At 72.5% G+C, this 14,860-nt stretch carries 14 protein-coding genes; 9 read left to right on the top strand and 5 right to left on the bottom strand.

From position 1 onward, the window contains the following. Window positions 1-159 precede the first annotated feature (159 nt). From ABZV34_RS02340 to ABZV34_RS02320, 5 genes are all read left to right on the top strand, one after another. On the top strand, window positions 160-2,382 hold the full coding sequence (locus tag ABZV34_RS02340) for a hypothetical protein (protein WP_356270592.1): 2,223 nt from the start codon (window positions 160-162) through the stop codon (window positions 2,380-2,382). A 179-nt stretch (window positions 2,383-2,561) separates the two neighbouring features. Further along, window positions 2,562-3,488 carry an ABC transporter ATP-binding protein gene (locus tag ABZV34_RS02335; protein WP_356270590.1) on the top strand — a complete coding sequence of 309 codons (927 nt, stop codon included), beginning with the start codon at window positions 2,562-2,564 and terminating at the stop codon, window positions 3,486-3,488. Beyond that, window positions 3,485-4,225 (top strand): ABC transporter permease, encoded by a 741-nt coding sequence (locus ABZV34_RS02330; RefSeq protein ID WP_356270588.1) that lies wholly within the window; start codon window positions 3,485-3,487, stop codon window positions 4,223-4,225. The genes ABZV34_RS02335 and ABZV34_RS02330 overlap by 4 nt, the downstream gene beginning before the upstream one ends. Further along, complete coding sequence (locus ABZV34_RS02325) at window positions 4,222-5,415, top strand: histidine kinase (RefSeq protein ID WP_356270586.1); 1,194 nt, start codon at window positions 4,222-4,224, stop codon at window positions 5,413-5,415. Before ABZV34_RS02330 ends, ABZV34_RS02325 begins: the two co-directional genes overlap by 4 nt. After that, window positions 5,412-6,026, top strand: a complete 615-nt coding sequence (locus ABZV34_RS02320) for a response regulator transcription factor (protein ID WP_356270585.1) — start codon at window positions 5,412-5,414, stop codon at window positions 6,024-6,026. Before ABZV34_RS02325 ends, ABZV34_RS02320 begins: the two co-directional genes overlap by 4 nt. Before the next feature lie 26 nt (window positions 6,027-6,052). Here the strand turns inward: ABZV34_RS02320 and ABZV34_RS02315 are convergent, their stop codons facing one another. Beyond that, window positions 6,053-6,904 carry a transglutaminase-like domain-containing protein gene (locus tag ABZV34_RS02315; RefSeq protein ID WP_356270583.1) on the bottom strand — a complete coding sequence of 284 codons (852 nt, stop codon included), beginning with the start codon at window positions 6,902-6,904 and terminating at the stop codon, window positions 6,053-6,055. Window positions 6,905-6,921: 17 nt separating this feature from the next. Then, window positions 6,922-8,115, bottom strand: a complete 1,194-nt coding sequence (locus ABZV34_RS02310) for a GNAT family N-acetyltransferase (RefSeq protein ID WP_356270581.1) — start codon at window positions 8,113-8,115, stop codon at window positions 6,922-6,924. Between the two features lie 140 nt (window positions 8,116-8,255). Between ABZV34_RS02310 and fdxA the strand changes: the two genes are divergently transcribed. Both fdxA and ABZV34_RS02300 read left to right on the top strand, forming a co-directional pair. Continuing rightward, a complete protein-coding gene (gene fdxA, locus ABZV34_RS02305; protein WP_018089397.1) occupies window positions 8,256-8,576 on the top strand; it encodes a ferredoxin in 321 nt (106 codons plus the stop codon). A gap of 130 nt (window positions 8,577-8,706) precedes the next feature. Continuing rightward, window positions 8,707-9,807: a bifunctional succinyldiaminopimelate transaminase/glutamate-prephenate aminotransferase gene (locus tag ABZV34_RS02300; protein ID WP_356270579.1), complete on the top strand. Its 1,101-nt coding sequence runs from the start codon at window positions 8,707-8,709 to the stop codon at window positions 9,805-9,807. A 71-nt stretch (window positions 9,808-9,878) separates the two neighbouring features. Here ABZV34_RS02300 and ABZV34_RS02295 read toward each other — a convergent pair whose 3' ends face one another. Both ABZV34_RS02295 and ABZV34_RS02290 read right to left on the bottom strand, forming a co-directional pair. Then, window positions 9,879-10,325 carry an ATP-binding protein gene (locus ABZV34_RS02295; protein WP_356270577.1) on the bottom strand — a complete coding sequence of 149 codons (447 nt, stop codon included), beginning with the start codon at window positions 10,323-10,325 and terminating at the stop codon, window positions 9,879-9,881. 352 nt (window positions 10,326-10,677) lie between these two features. Continuing rightward, entirely contained in the window at window positions 10,678-11,703 is a 1,026-nt protein-coding gene (locus ABZV34_RS02290; RefSeq protein ID WP_356270575.1) for a heavy metal transporter, read from the bottom strand. A gap of 109 nt (window positions 11,704-11,812) precedes the next feature. Between ABZV34_RS02290 and dapE the strand changes: the two genes are divergently transcribed. Together dapE and ABZV34_RS02280 are read left to right on the top strand one after the other, a co-directional pair. Continuing rightward, window positions 11,813-12,892, top strand: a complete 1,080-nt coding sequence (gene dapE / locus ABZV34_RS02285) for a succinyl-diaminopimelate desuccinylase (RefSeq protein ID WP_356270573.1) — start codon at window positions 11,813-11,815, stop codon at window positions 12,890-12,892. Between the two features lie 107 nt (window positions 12,893-12,999). Beyond that, window positions 13,000-13,758: a TIGR00730 family Rossman fold protein gene (locus ABZV34_RS02280; protein WP_168530080.1), complete on the top strand. Its 759-nt coding sequence runs from the start codon at window positions 13,000-13,002 to the stop codon at window positions 13,756-13,758. Window positions 13,759-13,857: 99 nt separating this feature from the next. On the opposite strand, the gene folP is transcribed toward ABZV34_RS02280, so the two are convergent. After that, on the bottom strand, window positions 13,858-14,718 hold the full coding sequence (gene folP / locus ABZV34_RS02275; RefSeq protein ID WP_153288779.1) for a dihydropteroate synthase: 861 nt from the start codon (window positions 14,716-14,718) through the stop codon (window positions 13,858-13,860). Window positions 14,719-14,860 lie beyond the last annotated feature (142 nt).

The following is a 14,860-nucleotide window of genomic DNA, read 5'->3' as shown; positions in this document are numbered from 1 at the left end:
GTACCACTTCGCCGTATCGGACGGGTGCGGGTCCTGTGGCAGTTTCCTTCGCGGGCGAGGTTTGCGGGCCCGACACGGCCAGTATGGTGGTGCGCGCCGCCGAGCTGCCCGAGATGAGGTCGAGTAAACGGGCGGCGGAGCCAACCGGGAGAACCTGCCTTGAGTCGTGAAACTGACAGTTCGTCCTCCGGGCCCAACGGGCGCGGTGGAGCCGCGTACCCGTCGGGGACGCCCCCTTACGGGACCCCCATGGCTTCCGAGATCGGTGCCGACGCGGGCCGTTCGGCCGGCGGCAAGCCGCCGGAGGAGCGCAAGACCGAGACCACACTGACGACACGGATCCGGATCAACATCCCCGGATCGCGACCCATCCCGCCGGTCGTCGTCCGCACACCGGTCGGGGACGCCGACGCGCCCGCCGGGCCCGCGGCCCCCGCGGAGACGCAGCGCGCCATAAGTCCGCCGGCGGCCGCGGCCCCCGCGACCGACGGTGCGGGCGAGGCCGGGGCCGGGGCCGGGGAGAAGTCCAGCGACTGGTTCGCACCCCGCAAGTCCGGCGCGCCCGTGGGCGGCCCGGGCGGCGGGTCCACCAATGGCGCGGGCCTGTCCGGCGGTTCGGGTCCCGCGTTGCCGCCGGGCACGGGTGCGCCGGGCGGCAACGGCGCCGCGGGTGTTTCCGCCGGCGCCACCGGCGCCGGTCCGCTGGGCATCACCGGCGGGGTCCGGCCCGGCGGGGCGAACATTCCCCGTCCAGGCGGGGGCGGCGGCACGAACGGTGCGGGACTGCCCGGTGCCACCGGCGCCGGACCCGTGGCCCCCGGCCACGGCGGCGGCACCGGTTCCTTCGACGTCTCCGCGGCGCTGGGCAACACGGCGTCCTTCCCGGCCATCGGCACTGACGGTCCGGGCGGTCCGGCCGGCAACGGCGGTCCGGGCGGCGAACCGCGCCGCGACGACCTCCCGTACTTCGCGGAGAACTTCTCCGACAACGGCATGGGCGGCCCGGTGGGTCCGACCGGCGGTCCGGTCACCGGAGACGGCCCGCTGGTGCCCCCGACCGGCCCCGGCGTGGCTCCGGGCAGCCTGGCCGCGGGTGGCCCGCGTGGCCCGCGTGGCCCGCGTGGTCATGGCGGACCGGGTGGACCCGGCGGCCTCGGTGGTCCGAACATGGGGACCGGCTACTCCGGGGGCGGTCTCAGCGACGACACCGCGATCCTCACCCCGCAGAAGCCCGCGCCCGACCCGGGCGGCCACGGTTACGGCGGCCCCGGGGGCAACGTCTCCGGTCACACCCTGACCAGTGGCATCCCGGTCGTGCCGGCCGCTCCGAACTCCCCGTTCGGACCGGGCACGCACACGGACGGCCCGCTGCCGCACACTCCGCCGAAGGCGTCCGAGCCGGCCCCGAAGCCGGCCGCGCCGTCCAAGCCGGCCAAGAAGAAGGGCCGCAACAAGCCGGCCCTGCTGGGCGTCCTCGTGGTGGTCCTCGCCGGTGGCGCCTACGGCGCCGGGCTTCTGATGAACCGCTCGGACGTGCCCAAGGGCACCACCGTGCTCGGCGTCGACATCGGCGGCGGCACCCGTGACGAGGCCGTCAAGAAGCTCGACGACGCCTTCAAGACCAATATGAACAAGCCGCTCAAGCTGGCGGTGAACGACACCACCGTCTCGCTCAAGCCCGACCAGGCCGGGCTCCAGCTGGACAGTCAGGCCACCGTCCGCGCCGCCGCGGGCAGCGACTACAACCCGGTCTCCGTGATCGGCTCGCTGTTCGGCCAGAAGCGCGTCGTCGAGCCGGCCATACCCGTCGACAAGGAGAAGCTGCAGGCCGCCCTGGAGCGCGTCGTCGGCGGCTCCGGCTCGGCGAACGACGGCACGATCAGGTTCGAGTCCGGCAAGGCCGTCGCCGTCTACGGCAAGACGGGCAAGGGCGTCGACGCGGCGGGCTCCACCCAGGCCGTCGAGGACGCGTACCGCACGCAGGTCGAGACCGGCACCGCCACCCCGGTGACGGTCGCCACCACGACCCGTCAGCCGACCGTCTCGGACGCCGAGGTCGACCGGATGATGGCGGAGTTCGCCCAGCCCGCGATGTCGAACTCCGTGACCGTGCGGACGGACGCGGCGCACTCGATCCCGCTGAGCCCGCAGAAGTCGCTGTGGAAGTTCCTCCGGGTGACGGCCACCGACGGCAAGCTGGTCGACAAGCCCGACCTGAACGCTCTGAAGGGGCTCTACGGCCAGACGTTCGACGGTGTGCTCATCACCCGGGGCAACGGGGAGAAGACGCCCGTCACGCCTCAGGACGTCTACGGCGCCCTGCGCCAGGCGCTGATGAGCAAGACCAACCGGGTCGCGGTCATCGCCACGAACCCGAGCTAGGCCCGTTCCGACCGCACGAGGGGGGCGTCCACCGGGCGCCCCCCTCGCGGTGTCCGCCACCTGGTCCGTCACGTGGTCCGTCGCCGGGCCGGTCACCCGGTCCGTATGACATCTGTCATCCGGCACTCGGGACCGCCGACACTGCCGGGCAACGGGCCCCCGCGGCCACCATGGTCGGCATGACAACGACAGCGGCACCGCCCACCACCCCGGTGGTCGGATTCGACCAGGTGACCAAGACGTACGGCGGTGTGCGCGCCGTGGACGGGCTCACGCTCGACCTGCACCCGGGGGAGACCGTCGCCCTGCTGGGGCCGAACGGCGCGGGCAAGTCGACCACCCTGGACCTGCTCCTCGGCCTCAAGCACGCCGACAGCGGCACCGTCCGGGTGTTCGGCACCAGCCCCCGTGAGGCGATCGTCGGCGGCCGGGTGGGCGCCATGCTGCAGAGCGGCGGCCTGATGGACGAGGTGACGGTCGTCGAACTGGTCAAGCTCGCCTGCCAGTTGCACCCGAAGCCGTACAGGGTCACCGAGGTGCTGGCCCGCGCGGGTATCTCGCAGATCGCCGACCGCAAGGTCAACAAGCTCTCCGGCGGCCAGGAACAGCGCGTCCGCTTCGCGCTCGCCACCGCCGGGGCCAACGATCTGATCGTCCTCGACGAACCCACCACGGGCATGGACGTCTCCGCCCGCCAGGCCTTCTGGGCCACCATGCGCGAACAGGCCGAACAGGGCCGGACCGTGCTGTTCGCCACGCACTACCTGGAAGAGGCCGACGCCATCGCCGACCGGGTGCTCGTGCTGCACCGGGGCCGGCTGCTCGCCGACGGCACCGCCGCCGAGATCAAGGCGAAGGCCGGCGCCCGCCGGATCGCCTTCGACCTGGCAGACCCCGTCGACGAGACCGCGCTGCGGGCCCTTCCCTTCCTGACGACGATCGACGTCTCCGGGCACACCGTCCGCATCCAGTCCTCCGACGCCGACGCGACCGTGCACGCGATCTACGGGCTCGGTCTCCACCCCCGCAACCTCGAAGTCGCCGGACTCGGCCTGGAGCAGGCCTTCGTCGCCATCACCGCCGCCGAGGAGGCGAAGTCGCAGTGAACAGCCTCATCCGTCTCGAAATCACCCGGGCCCTGCGCAACAAGAAGTTCCTGTTCTTCTCGGTGGTCTACCCCTCGGCCCTGTTCCTGCTGATCGCGGGCAGCGCCGACGACACCACCAAGGTCGACGGCACCGGGCTCACCCTGCCGACCTTCTTCATGGTCTCCATGGCCTCCTTCGGCGCCCTGACGGCCGTCCTGATGGGCAACAGCGAACGGATCGCCAAGGAGCGCGAGAGCGGCTGGGTACGGCAGCTCAGGCTCACCACGCTGCCCGGCCGTGGCTATGTACTGGCGAAGACCGCCAGCGCCGCCGTCATCAGCCTGCCGTCGATCGTGGTCGTCTTCGCGGTCGCCGCCGCCGTGAAGCACGTACGGCTGGACGCCTGGCAGTGGCTCGCCCTCACCGGCGCGATCTGGGCCGGCAGCCTCGTCTTCGCCGCGCTCGGCGTGGCGGTCGGCTATCTGGCGAGCGGTGACGCCGTCCGCCCGATCACGATGATCCTGTACTTCGGACTGTCGGTGCTCGGCGGTCTGTGGATGCCCACCACCACATTCCCCGACTGGCTGCAGAAGATCGCGTCCTGGCTGCCGACCCACGCGTACGCTGCCCTCGGGCGGTCGATCGAGCTGGGCGACGCCCCGCACGCGAAGGACCTCGCCATCCTCGCCGTGTCCTTCCTCCTCTTCGCGGGCGGCGCGGCCTGGCTGTACCGGAAGGACACGCTGAAAGCGTGAGCAGCGTCGGCATCGGGCAACCCCCGCGGAACCACAGGCAACGGTTGGTCAAGGCCGTGTGGACGGGCATCTGGCTCGTCTATCTGAGCGCGCCCGTCAGCGACCTGGTGCACGGCGGCCACAGCACCGGCGTCGTCGTGCTCGGCTGGATCGGCCTGGTCGTCTTCGTCGCCTGGTACGGGATGCTCGTCTTCCGTACCGGCCGCGGCGAGGCCACCCCCCTGGTGCTGGGCTCGCTGGTGGTACTGGCGGCCCAGTCCGGCCTCCTCGCCCTCAGCCTCGGGCGGGAGTGGCTCGTCCTGTTCGTGTACGTCTCGATCGCCTCCGGCGCCGTGCTCCCGCTGCGGATGTCCCGCTGGGCCATCCCGGCCGTGTCGGCCCTGCTGACGGCGATCGCGCTGGCCGTCCCGGGCGGCAAGGCGTATCTGGCGGGGCTGCTCATCCCGGCCTTCCTCGGCGGGTTCGCGATGACCGGCGTACGCGAACTGGTCCGCACGACGATCGCGTTGCGCGAGGCCCGCGCGACGGTCGCCCAACTGGCCGCGAACGAGGAGCGGCTGCGGCTCGCCAGGGACCTGCACGACCTGCTCGGCCACTCGCTGTCGCTCATCACGCTCAAGAGCGAGCTGGCCGGACGGATGCTTCCCGGCCGGCCCGAGGAGGCGGCCCAGCAGGTCGCCGACATCGAACAGGTTAGCCGGCAGGCCCTGGTCGACGTGCGTGAGGCGGTCACCGGCTACCGCAGGCCCCGGCTGTCCGGCGAACTCGCGGGCGCCCAGGTCGCGTTGACGGCAGCCGGCGTCACGGCGGACCTGCCGGCCGAACAGGACCTCGCCGGTGTCCTCGGCGCCGCGGGCGTCGCCGAGGAGAGCGAGTCCGCGCTGGCCTGGGCGCTGCGCGAGGCGATCACCAACGTCGTCCGGCACAGCGGGGCCCGACGCTGCGCGGTGGAACTCGTGCGCCGCCAGACGCTGGACGGCCCGGTGCTCGAACTGGTCGTGGAGGACGACGGGTCGGGCGGTTCCGGCGACGGCCCCGGAAACGGGCTCACGGGGCTGACCGAACGTCTGGAGAAGGCCGGCGGGACGCTGGAGGCGGGCGGGGTGCGCCGGGGCTTCCGGCTGGTCGCCCGGGTGCCGGCCGAGACCCCTGCCGACGCCGGGGGACACCCCGTAGGATCCGGTGCATGAGCCGCACGATCAAGGTCCTGCTCGCCGAGGACCAGTCGATGGTCCGCGAGGCGCTGGCGGCCCTGCTGGGTCTCGAACCGGACATCGAGGTGGTCGCCCAGGTGGCGCGCGGCGACGAGGTGCTGGCCGCGGCACGCGCGAACGACGTCGACGTGGCGCTCCTCGACATCGAGATGCCGGGAAAGACGGGCATCGAGGCCGCGGCCGAGGTCCACCGGGAACTCCCCGGCATCAAGCTGCTCATCCTCACCACCTTCGGACGTCCCGGCTATCTGCGCAGCGCCATGGAGTCCGGCGCCGACGCCTTCCTGGTCAAGGACGCCCCGGCGGCCCAACTCGCCGCGGCTGTACGCAAGGTGCTCGCCGGTGAGCGCGTCATCGACCCCGGCCTCGCGGCCGCGGCGCTCGCCGAGGGCGCCAACCCGCTGACCGACCGTGAGCGCGAGGTGCTGCGCGCGGCGGCCGACGGTTCCACGAACGCGGAGCTCGCCAAGGCCCTGCACCTCTCCCAGGGCACGGTCCGCAACTACCTCTCCACGGCGATCCAGAAACTCGCGGTCCGCAACCGCGCGGAGGCGGTGCGGATCGCGCGGGAGAAGGGCTGGCTCTAGGTCCGGTCGGCGCCTTCGCGGCTGCCTCAGTTGAGCATCGCCCGCGCCGCCCGGGCCTGCCCCCGAACCCGCTCCGCGGTCGGCGGATCCACCGCGGTCACGACCTCCGCGTACGCGTCCAGTTCCGCCGCGCCCGCGAGGAAGTCCCCCCGCTGCACCAGGAGTTGCGCCCGCTCGTAGCGCAGCCGCGCCGGGTGCGAGGGCATCAGCAGGCACAACTCGACGGCCCACAGGGCCACATCCGACCGCTCCGGCCGCACGGCCGCCCACGCCCGGACGTTGTTCAGGACCCGCACGACCACGTCGAGCGGATCGGCGGGCCCCAGCATCGACGGCTCCAGGGGCGCACCGGTGGCCCCCTGCACGAGCAGTTCGGCGTCCGGGCCGCTCAGCACCCGGCCACCGTCGAAGGGATCGGCGAGCACCTGCTCCCCGGGCGGTCCGAAGCCCACCACGAAGTGCCCGGGCAGGGCGACCCCGTACACCGGGGCACCGGCCCTCCTGGCCACCTCCACCCACACCACGGACAGCAGGATGGGCAGCCCCCGGCGGCGCCGCAGCACCTGGTGCAGCAGCGACGACTCGAGCCGCTGGTAGTCGCCGGGGGAGCCCCGGAACCCGCGGCGCTCGCCGAGCAGTTCGGCCAGCGCCGTGGCCCAGGAGCGTGGTCCGCCGGGCCGGAACGGCAGCTGTCCGGCCAACTCGTCCAGCTCGATCTGCGCCGCGTCGATGCCCGCCTCGTCCAGCTCGCCGTCCGCCGCGGCCCCCACCAGCAGACACAGCAGCGCCAGATCCGGCCGCTCGGACCGCGCCTCCTCGGCGAACAGGCGCCGCACCTCCGCGGCACGCTCCGGCTCCGGCGGTCGCGGAGAACCCATGGCGGCCTCGCCCCCCGTCACGCCGACGCGGAGCGGCCGCCGCCGTCCACGGGGGGTGCGCCGTGCGAGCGGTCCGTCCCGGGACCGCCCGGGGCGTCGTGCGCGCCGCCGGGTCCGGAGCCCCGTGCGGCGGTGGGCGTGTCGTCGGCACCGGTCCCGCTGAGGCGGCCGGGCGTGTCGTCGGGTCCGGTCCCGGTGGGCCGGCCGGGCTCGTCGGGTGTCCGTGGTGCGCGGTAGTGGTGGTACGCGTGATGCGGGGCGAAGCCCAGGCCGGTGTACAGCGCCCGTGCTCCCGTGTTGTCCGACTCCACCTGGAGCCAGGCCGCCGAGGCGCCCTCCTCCAGGGCCCGGCCGGCCAGCGCGGCCATGACGGTGGTGGCGAGGCCCCGCCGACGGTGCGCCGGATCGACCTCGACGGCCGCGAAACCGGCCCACCGCCCGTCCACGACGCATCTCCCGATCGCGGCCGGCGCCTCACCGGCCGCGCCCGGAACCGTCGCGAACCACACCGAGGGCCCGCCTCCCAGCACCTTCAGGGCGATGTCGCCGAGCCCCTTGCGCTGATACCGGCCCAGCCACGCGGCGTCCGCGGTGCGGGACAGGACGACGTCGGGGGCCGCGCGGTCGGCGAGGGGTGCCAGCGGGCCGATCCACAGCCCGGCCGTCACCTCACGCGTCCAGCCACGCGCCTCCAGCTCCGCGCACAGCGCTTCCTGCGTGCCCTCGGCACCGGTCGCGGTCTGCACACGCGCGGGCAGCCCACGGGCCGCGTACCAGTCGCGTACCAGGGTCAGCGCCTCGTCCAGCGGTACGCCGGGCTCGCCGAGCGGCAGCACGGAGTTCGCGCGCCGGGTGAAACCGGAGGCCGCCCGCAGCTCCCAGTCCCCGAGACGTTCGCTCTCCACCGGCCGCCAGGCCCGCGCGGCGACCCGCGCCAGCTCCTCGTACGAGGCCGCGGGCCCGCGGCGACGCGCCGGGGCGGCCGGGGCGACCTTGCCCGCCACCAGCGCCGACTCCGGAATCCGGGCACTCTCCCCGCCGCGTCGTGTGATCAGCAGTACGCCGTCGTCCCATGATGTGAGAACGCCTACCGTGTCGGTGAACTTCTCACCCGCACCGCCATCTTCGATCAACTGCCGAACAGAGACGCGTTTGCCCACGTCAGCAGTGGTGATATGGACCTTGAGCCGTCCGGCCGCAGAGATTTCCACAGGTCAGTTCACCCCTCCTGTTCGGATCATGCCCCGGAACGGAGATACTAGGTGCGGGCATCGACGACGCCGCGCTCCCGCGCGCCAGGCGGCGGAGCCTACGCAGGCCCGCCAGCGCCCTATCGAGGAGGAACGACAGCGTGACCTACGTCATCGCGCAGCCTTGTGTCGACGTCAAGGACAAGGCGTGCATCGAGGAGTGCCCGGTCGACTGCATCTACGAGGGCTCCCGGTCCTTGTACATCCACCCGGACGAATGCGTCGACTGCGGAGCCTGTGAGCCGGTGTGCCCGGTCGAGGCGATCTTCTACGAAGACGACACTCCGGAAGAGTGGAAGGACTACTACAAGGCGAACGTCGAGTTCTTCGACGAACTCGGCTCGCCCGGCGGCGCCAGCAAGCTCGGTCTGATCGAGCGCGACCACCCCTTCATCGCAGCGCTGCCGCCGCAGAACCAGTAAGCGGCCCGCACACGCGCCGCCTCGGTCCCGTACGGCCTCACCGCCGTACGGGACCGAGGCGTTTGCCGTGGCAGTCCGTGACCGTCACACGTACGGGTGGTCGTCCGTACGAGAAAGTGAGCCCGATCCCGTGTCCGCAGTCTCCGACCGGCTTCCCGCGTTTCCCTGGGACAAGCTGGAGCCCTACAAGGCGACCGCCGCCGCTCACCCGGGCGGCATCGTCGACCTCTCCGTCGGCACCCCGGTCGACCCCGTGCCCGAGCTGATCCAGAAGGCCCTGGTCGCGGCCGCGGACTCGCCGGGCTATCCCACGGTGTGGGGCACCCCCGGACTGCGGGACGCGCTCACGGCCTGGGTGGAGCGACGGCTCGGGGCCCGCGGGGTCACCCACCACCACGTGCTGCCGGTCGTCGGTTCCAAGGAACTGGTCGCCTGGCTCCCGACCCAGCTGGGCCTCGGCCCCGGCGACAAGGTCGCCTACCCGCGCCTGGCGTACCCGACGTACGAGGTCGGCGCGCGCCTGGCCCGCGCGGACCACGTCGCCTACGAGGACCCCACCGAGCTGGATCCCACGGACCTCAAGCTCCTGTGGCTGAACTCGCCGTCGAACCCGACCGGCAGGGTGCTCTCCGCATCCGAACTCACCCGGATCGTCGCCTGGGCCCGCGAGCACGGCGTCCTCGTCCTCTCCGACGAGTGCTACCTCGAACTGGGCTGGGAGGCCGACCCGGTCTCGGTCCTGCACCCGGACGTGTGCGGCGGCTCGTACGAGGGGATCGTCGCGGTCCACTCGCTCTCGAAGCGCTCGAACCTGGCCGGCTACCGCGCCGCGTTCCTCGCCGGTGACCCCGCCGTCCTCGGCGAGCTTCTCGAGATCCGCAAGCACGGCGGCATGATGACGTCCGCGCCGACCCAGGCCGCCGTGGTCGCCGCCCTGTCGGACGACACCCATGTGCGCGAACAGCGTGAGCGCTACGCCAAGCGCCGTGTCGTCCTGCGCGAGGCCCTGCTGCGCCACGGCTTCCGCATCGAGCACAGCGAGGCGAGCCTCTACCTCTGGGCCACCCGCGACGAGTCCTGCTGGGACACCGTGGCCCGTCTGGCGCGGCTCGGCGTCCTCGTCGCCCCGGGCGACTTCTACGGCCCGGCGGGCGACAGGTTCGTACGCGTGGCCCTGACGGCGACGGACGAGCGGGTCGCCGCCGCGGTGGAACGCCTCCAGGGCCTGTAGCGGATACGGCGGAGGGACCCGGGAAACCTCCCGGGTCCCTCCGCCGTACCGCGGTCGTACGGACGGTGATGTCAGCCGAGCGGCAGGCCCTTCAGGGGCAGCTGTCCCGTCGGCAGGCCGCCCTTGGTCACGGCGTCGGTCGGCAGGCCGCCGCCCGTCGCCGTCTTCGCGGTGTCACCGAGCAGGCCCCCGGCCTGCCCCGCCATGGTTCCGGCCGCCTTGTGCGCGGCCGGCGTCGCCGTCTTGGCGACCTTGCCGCCGGTCCTGCCCGCGGCCGGCACGGCCTTCTTGACCGCGTGGCCGCCGGCCGTGCCCGCCAGCCCGGTGACGTTCTGGGTCGCACCGTCGACCGTGTTGGCGACGTGCGCCCCGTCCAGGGCGGTGAGCCCACCGAGGTCGGGAGTGGCCGGCAGTCCGGTCGCCGCGCCGGCGGAGCCGGCCGCACCGACCACGGGCGCCGCTCCCGCCGCGATGAGCAGCGCGGCACGGGCGATCCGGCGGGTCAGGGGGAGGGACATGATGCTCCTAAGGCGGGAGGGAACGGTGAAGTGTCCGATCGCGCCCGGGAGTTGACGGCCGGCCTCCGACCGGCCGGCTGCCGGTCGAGCCGTGATCGTTCCGGGCTCGGACGCAGTGACTACCGCTCGAAGCCCGCGAAGGTTGCGGTGACCCGACGCAAAGAATTGGTAATGCGTCGCATTATCGGCTGTGGATAAAAACGGGCAAAAAACACCTGGCCGGATAGTCTGCTGAATCCTTGCGGCCCTTTGTCCGCAAGGGATCCGACGGATTCGGGCACCCTCGCGCGAAAACCCGCTCATCCCGGTGCCCGGCGCTGCCACGCGTCCCTCCGGAGGGTGACGCTCCGTACTACTGCGCGGTGACGATACGGACCTCGGTGGCGGCCTCCTTCGCCGCCGGGGCACCCTGGGTGCCGGACCTGAGCCACTCGCCCTCTCTGCGCCCGGCCGTCCACTCCCGCCCCGCGTAGGACACCCGCTCGATGTGCAGCGCCGAGGAGTTGGCCACGGCCCAGTGCGCCAGCTCCCAGCCGCGCACACCGGTCCCGGGGGAGTCGTCCTTGCGCACGGGCACGGTGACGGTCCGCGCGGACACGGTCGAAGAAGGGGAACCCGACGCCGGTGCCGACGCCGGTCCGGACGCCGCCGCGGGCGGTGACGACGCCGTGCCGTCCGGCGCGGAGGAGTCGCCCTGGGCGGAGATGTCGGCACCCGCCTCCTGGAGCACCTCGTGCCCGAAGTCGCGCACGAGGGCGGCACGCACCGAGTCCGGCCCTCCGATCGGCGTCGTCCCGGGACGCCCCTCACAGGTCAGCGTGGCCGCCGCGCGACCGGTGAGGGCCGCGGCCAGCATCGTGGCGTCCGGCTCGTGCTTCGCGTACGCCTGCGGATAGCCGCTGCGCTGCACACGCTGCGCGGCGACGGTGAGAGGCAGCCGTGTGTAGTCCGGCACCTTGGCCAGGTGCTCGTAGAACACGCCGGCCGCGTACGTCGGGTCCATGATCTCTTTCGTCGTGCCCCAGCCCTGCGAGGGCCGCTGCTGGAACAGGCCGAGCGAATCCCGGTCGCCGTGCTGGATGTTGCGCAGATTCGATTCCTGGAGCGCGGTCGCCAGCGCGATGGCCACCGCGCGCTCGGGCAGGCGGCGGGAGGTGCCGACCGCCGAGATCGTCGCCGCGTTCACCGCCTGCTCGGGTGTGAACTCGTACGACGCGTCGTCGCCCTCGCCGGAGACGACCCGGCAGCGCGGCTCACCGGCTCCTCCCGTGAGGTACTGCACGGCGAGATAGCCCGCGAGCGCGAACAGGACCGCGACGGCCGCTCCGAAACGAAGGAGGCGACCGCGCCGGGTGGGAGTGGGGGACGACTCTGGCACGACGTACAAGGTACTGGAGGACTCTGTTGACGGCGCGTGAGGTTGTGGACAACCGTGACGCGAACCACGACTCCTGGTGTCCACGGGGCGGGGCGCTAGGGTCGGGGACATGGCCGACACCCCACTTGACCTCACGCTCGACGCCGCCGAGCTCACCGCGCGGCTCGTCGACTTCCCCTCCGAGAGCGGCAGCGAGAAGCCCCTCGCGGACGCCGTCGAGGACGCTCTGCGGGCGCTGCCGCACCTCACGGTCGACCGGTACGGCAACAACGTCGTGGCACGGACGAACCTGGGGCGGCCCGAGCGCGTGATCCTCGCCGGTCACATCGACACCGTGCCCATCGCGGGCAACGTGCCCTCCCGGCTCGACGAGGACGGCGTCCTGTGGGGCTGCGGCACCTGCGACATGAAGTCGGGTGTGGCGGTACAGCTGAGGATCGCGGCCACGGTCCCCGCCCCCAATCGCGACCTCACCTTCGTCTTCTACGACAACGAAGAGGTCGCCGCCCACTTGAACGGCCTGAAGCATGTGGCGGAGGCCCATCCCGACTGGCTGGAGGGCGACTTCGCGATCCTCCTGGAGCCGACGGACGGGGAGGTGGAGGGCGGCTGCCAGGGCACGCTCAGGATGTTCCTGCGGACCAAGGGGGAGCGGGCGCACTCCGCGCGCGCCTGGATGGGTTCCAACGCGATCCACGCGGCGGCCCCGATCCTGGCGAAGCTCGCCGCGTACGAGCCGCGCACGCCGGTCGTGGACGGCCTCCGCTTCCACGAGGGCCTCAACGCCGTCCGTATCGAGGGCGGCGTGGCCACCAACGTCATCCCCGACGCCTGCACCGTCGTCGTCAACTTCCGCTACGCGCCGGACCGCACCGAGGCGGAGGCGGAGGCCTTCGTGCGCGAGTACTTCGCGGACTGCGGCGTGGACGAGTTCGTCGTCGACGACCACACCGGCGGAGCCCGCCCCGGCCTGACCCACCCCGCGGCCGCGGCCTTCATGGCGGCCGTCGGCGGCGAGGCCCGCCCCAAGTTCGGCTGGACGGACGTCGCCCGCTTCAGCGCGCTCGGGGTGCCCGCGGTGAACTACGGACCCGGCGCCCCGCTGCTCGCGCACAAGGAGGACGAGCGGGTACGGGCCTCGGCCGTCCCCGAGGCCGAGGAGCGGCTGCGGGCCTGGCTGACCTCCTGACGCGGGGGCGCACCACCACGGTGCGCGGCGGACATGCGCATGTCCCCCCTCCGTAACCCCCTGAGATCTACCCTGGGGCTGAACAATTGCAAGCGGAGGGAGCGCACATGGCTACTGGCAACCCCGAGGGCAAGAAGCGGCCACCGGAGGAGCAGCGGCTGGGTCCGGTGCTGCGCAGGCGGGGCCAGGTCCAGGCGAGCACCACGGACCAGCGGCTGCTGGACGCCGGCGGGCCCTCGGACTGGGTGCACACCGACCCCTGGCGGGTCCTGCGCATCCAGTCGGAATTCATCGAAGGCTTCGGCACGCTCGCCGAACTCCCCGCCGCCATCAGCGTGTTCGGCTCCGCCCGGACGCCGGTGGACTCTCCCGAGTACGAGGCGGGTGTCGCGCTCGGACGGGGGCTGGTCGAAGCCGGGTTCGCCGTCATCACGGGGGGTGGGCCCGGCGCGATGGAGGCCGCCAACAAGGGTGCGTGCGAGGCCAAGGGCATCTCCGTCGGCCTCGGCATCGAGCTTCCCTTCGAGCAGGGGCTCAACCAGTACGTCGATATCGGGCTGAACTTCCGATATTTCTTCGTCCGAAAAATGATGTTTGTTAAATATGCCCAAGGGTTCGTGGTGCTGCCCGGCGGGCTCGGCACCCTCGACGAACTCTTCGAGGCCCTCACCCTCGTCCAGACCCAGAAGGTGACCCGCTTCCCGATCGTCCTCTTCGGGACGGAGTACTGGGGCGGGCTCGTCGACTGGCTCAAGAACACCCTCATCGCCCAGGGCAAGGCCTCCGAGAAGGACCTCCTTCTGTTCCACCTCACGGACGAGGTGGAGGAGGCGGTGGCCCTGGTGTCGAAGGAGGCGGGCCGCTGACCCCGGGGGGCGCCCGGCATCCGTACCTGGGGGCCCGAGCCCCCGGGTAGGGTCCGGGACGGAGCCCCGGGGAGGGGGCGAACGCCGCCTGCCGCGGCCCTAGGCCAGGCCGCGGCGGGCGACCGCCGGCGGCCGGTGGCCCGCGATCGACGCCACCATGTCGAGCACCTGCCGCGTCTCCGCGACCTCGTGGACGCGGTACACCTGCGCACCCAGCCACGCCGAGACGGCGGTCGTCGCCAGCGTCCCCACCACCCGCTCCTTGACAGGCCTGTCGAGCGTCTCACCGACGAAGTCCTTGTTGGAGAGCGAGACGAGCACCGGCCAGCCCGTCCCGACCATCTCGCCCAGCCTCCGCGTCGCTTCCAGACTGTGCCGAGTGTTCTTCCCGAAGTCGTGCCCGGGATCGATCAGCACCGACTCCCGCGCGACCCCCAGCGACACGGCCCGCTCGGCCAGCCCGACGGTCACGCCCAGAATGTCGGCCATGACGTCGTCGTACGCGATCCGGTGCGGACGCGTCCGCGGCTGCGCACCCCCGGCATGCGTGCACACCAGCCCCACCCCGTACCGCGCCGCGACCTCCGCGAGCCGCGGATCCACCCCGCCCCACGCGTCGTTGAGCAGATCCGCCCCCGCCTCGCAGACCGCCTCGCCGACCTCGTGCCGCCAGGTGTCGACGCTGATGATCACGTCGGGGAAGCGGCGTCGGACCTCGGCGACGAAGCCGACCGTACGACGGGCCTCCTCCTCGGCGGTGACCTCCTCGCCGGGACCGGCCTTGACCCCGCCGATGTCGATGATCGCGGCCCCCTCGGCGATCGCCTGTTCCACCCGGGCGAGCGCCGGCTCGTCGTGGAAGGTGGCTCCCTGGTCGTAGAAGGAGTCCGGGGTCCGGTTCACGATGGCCATGATCACCGGCTCGTGCGGGTCGAATTCGTGCTTCCCCAGCCTGAGCATCCCCTGTGACCTCTCCCTGTGAATCCCGCTGCTTAGCCGCCTGCGACCTTAACTGTCAGACTCGCATGGCACGATCGGAGTCCGACGGTTCCGCCGTCGCCAAGCTTCAGTACTTTCGCGCCGACGCGACCGCGTCGGCACC

It is taken from the genome of Streptomyces sp. NPDC005195 (genome assembly GCF_040608315.1).
Classification (GTDB): Bacteria; Actinomycetota; Actinomycetes; order Streptomycetales; family Streptomycetaceae; genus Streptomyces; species Streptomyces kaempferi.
The sequence above is the reverse complement of the archived record's forward strand: the minus strand, read 5'-3'. Positions and strand labels throughout refer to the sequence as shown.

Excerpts from the sequence above, each read along its gene's own strand:
- ABZV34_RS02280 (WP_168530080.1), top strand. The coding sequence starts at position 13,000 with ATGGCTACTGGCAACCCCGAGGGCAAGAAGCGGCCACCGGAGGAGCAG.
- dapE (WP_356270573.1), top strand. The coding sequence starts at position 11,813 with ATGGCCGACACCCCACTTGACCTCACGCTCGACGCCGCCGAGCTCACC.
- ABZV34_RS02335 (WP_356270590.1), top strand. The coding sequence starts at position 2,562 with ATGACAACGACAGCGGCACCGCCCACCACCCCGGTGGTCGGATTCGAC.
- ABZV34_RS02315 (WP_356270583.1), bottom strand. The coding sequence starts at position 6,904 with ATGGGTTCTCCGCGACCGCCGGAGCCGGAGCGTGCCGCGGAGGTGCGG.
- ABZV34_RS02320 (WP_356270585.1), top strand. The coding sequence starts at position 5,412 with ATGAGCCGCACGATCAAGGTCCTGCTCGCCGAGGACCAGTCGATGGTC.
- ABZV34_RS02295 (WP_356270577.1), bottom strand. The coding sequence starts at position 10,325 with ATGTCCCTCCCCCTGACCCGCCGGATCGCCCGTGCCGCGCTGCTCATC.
- folP (WP_153288779.1), bottom strand. The coding sequence starts at position 14,718 with ATGCTCAGGCTGGGGAAGCACGAATTCGACCCGCACGAGCCGGTGATC.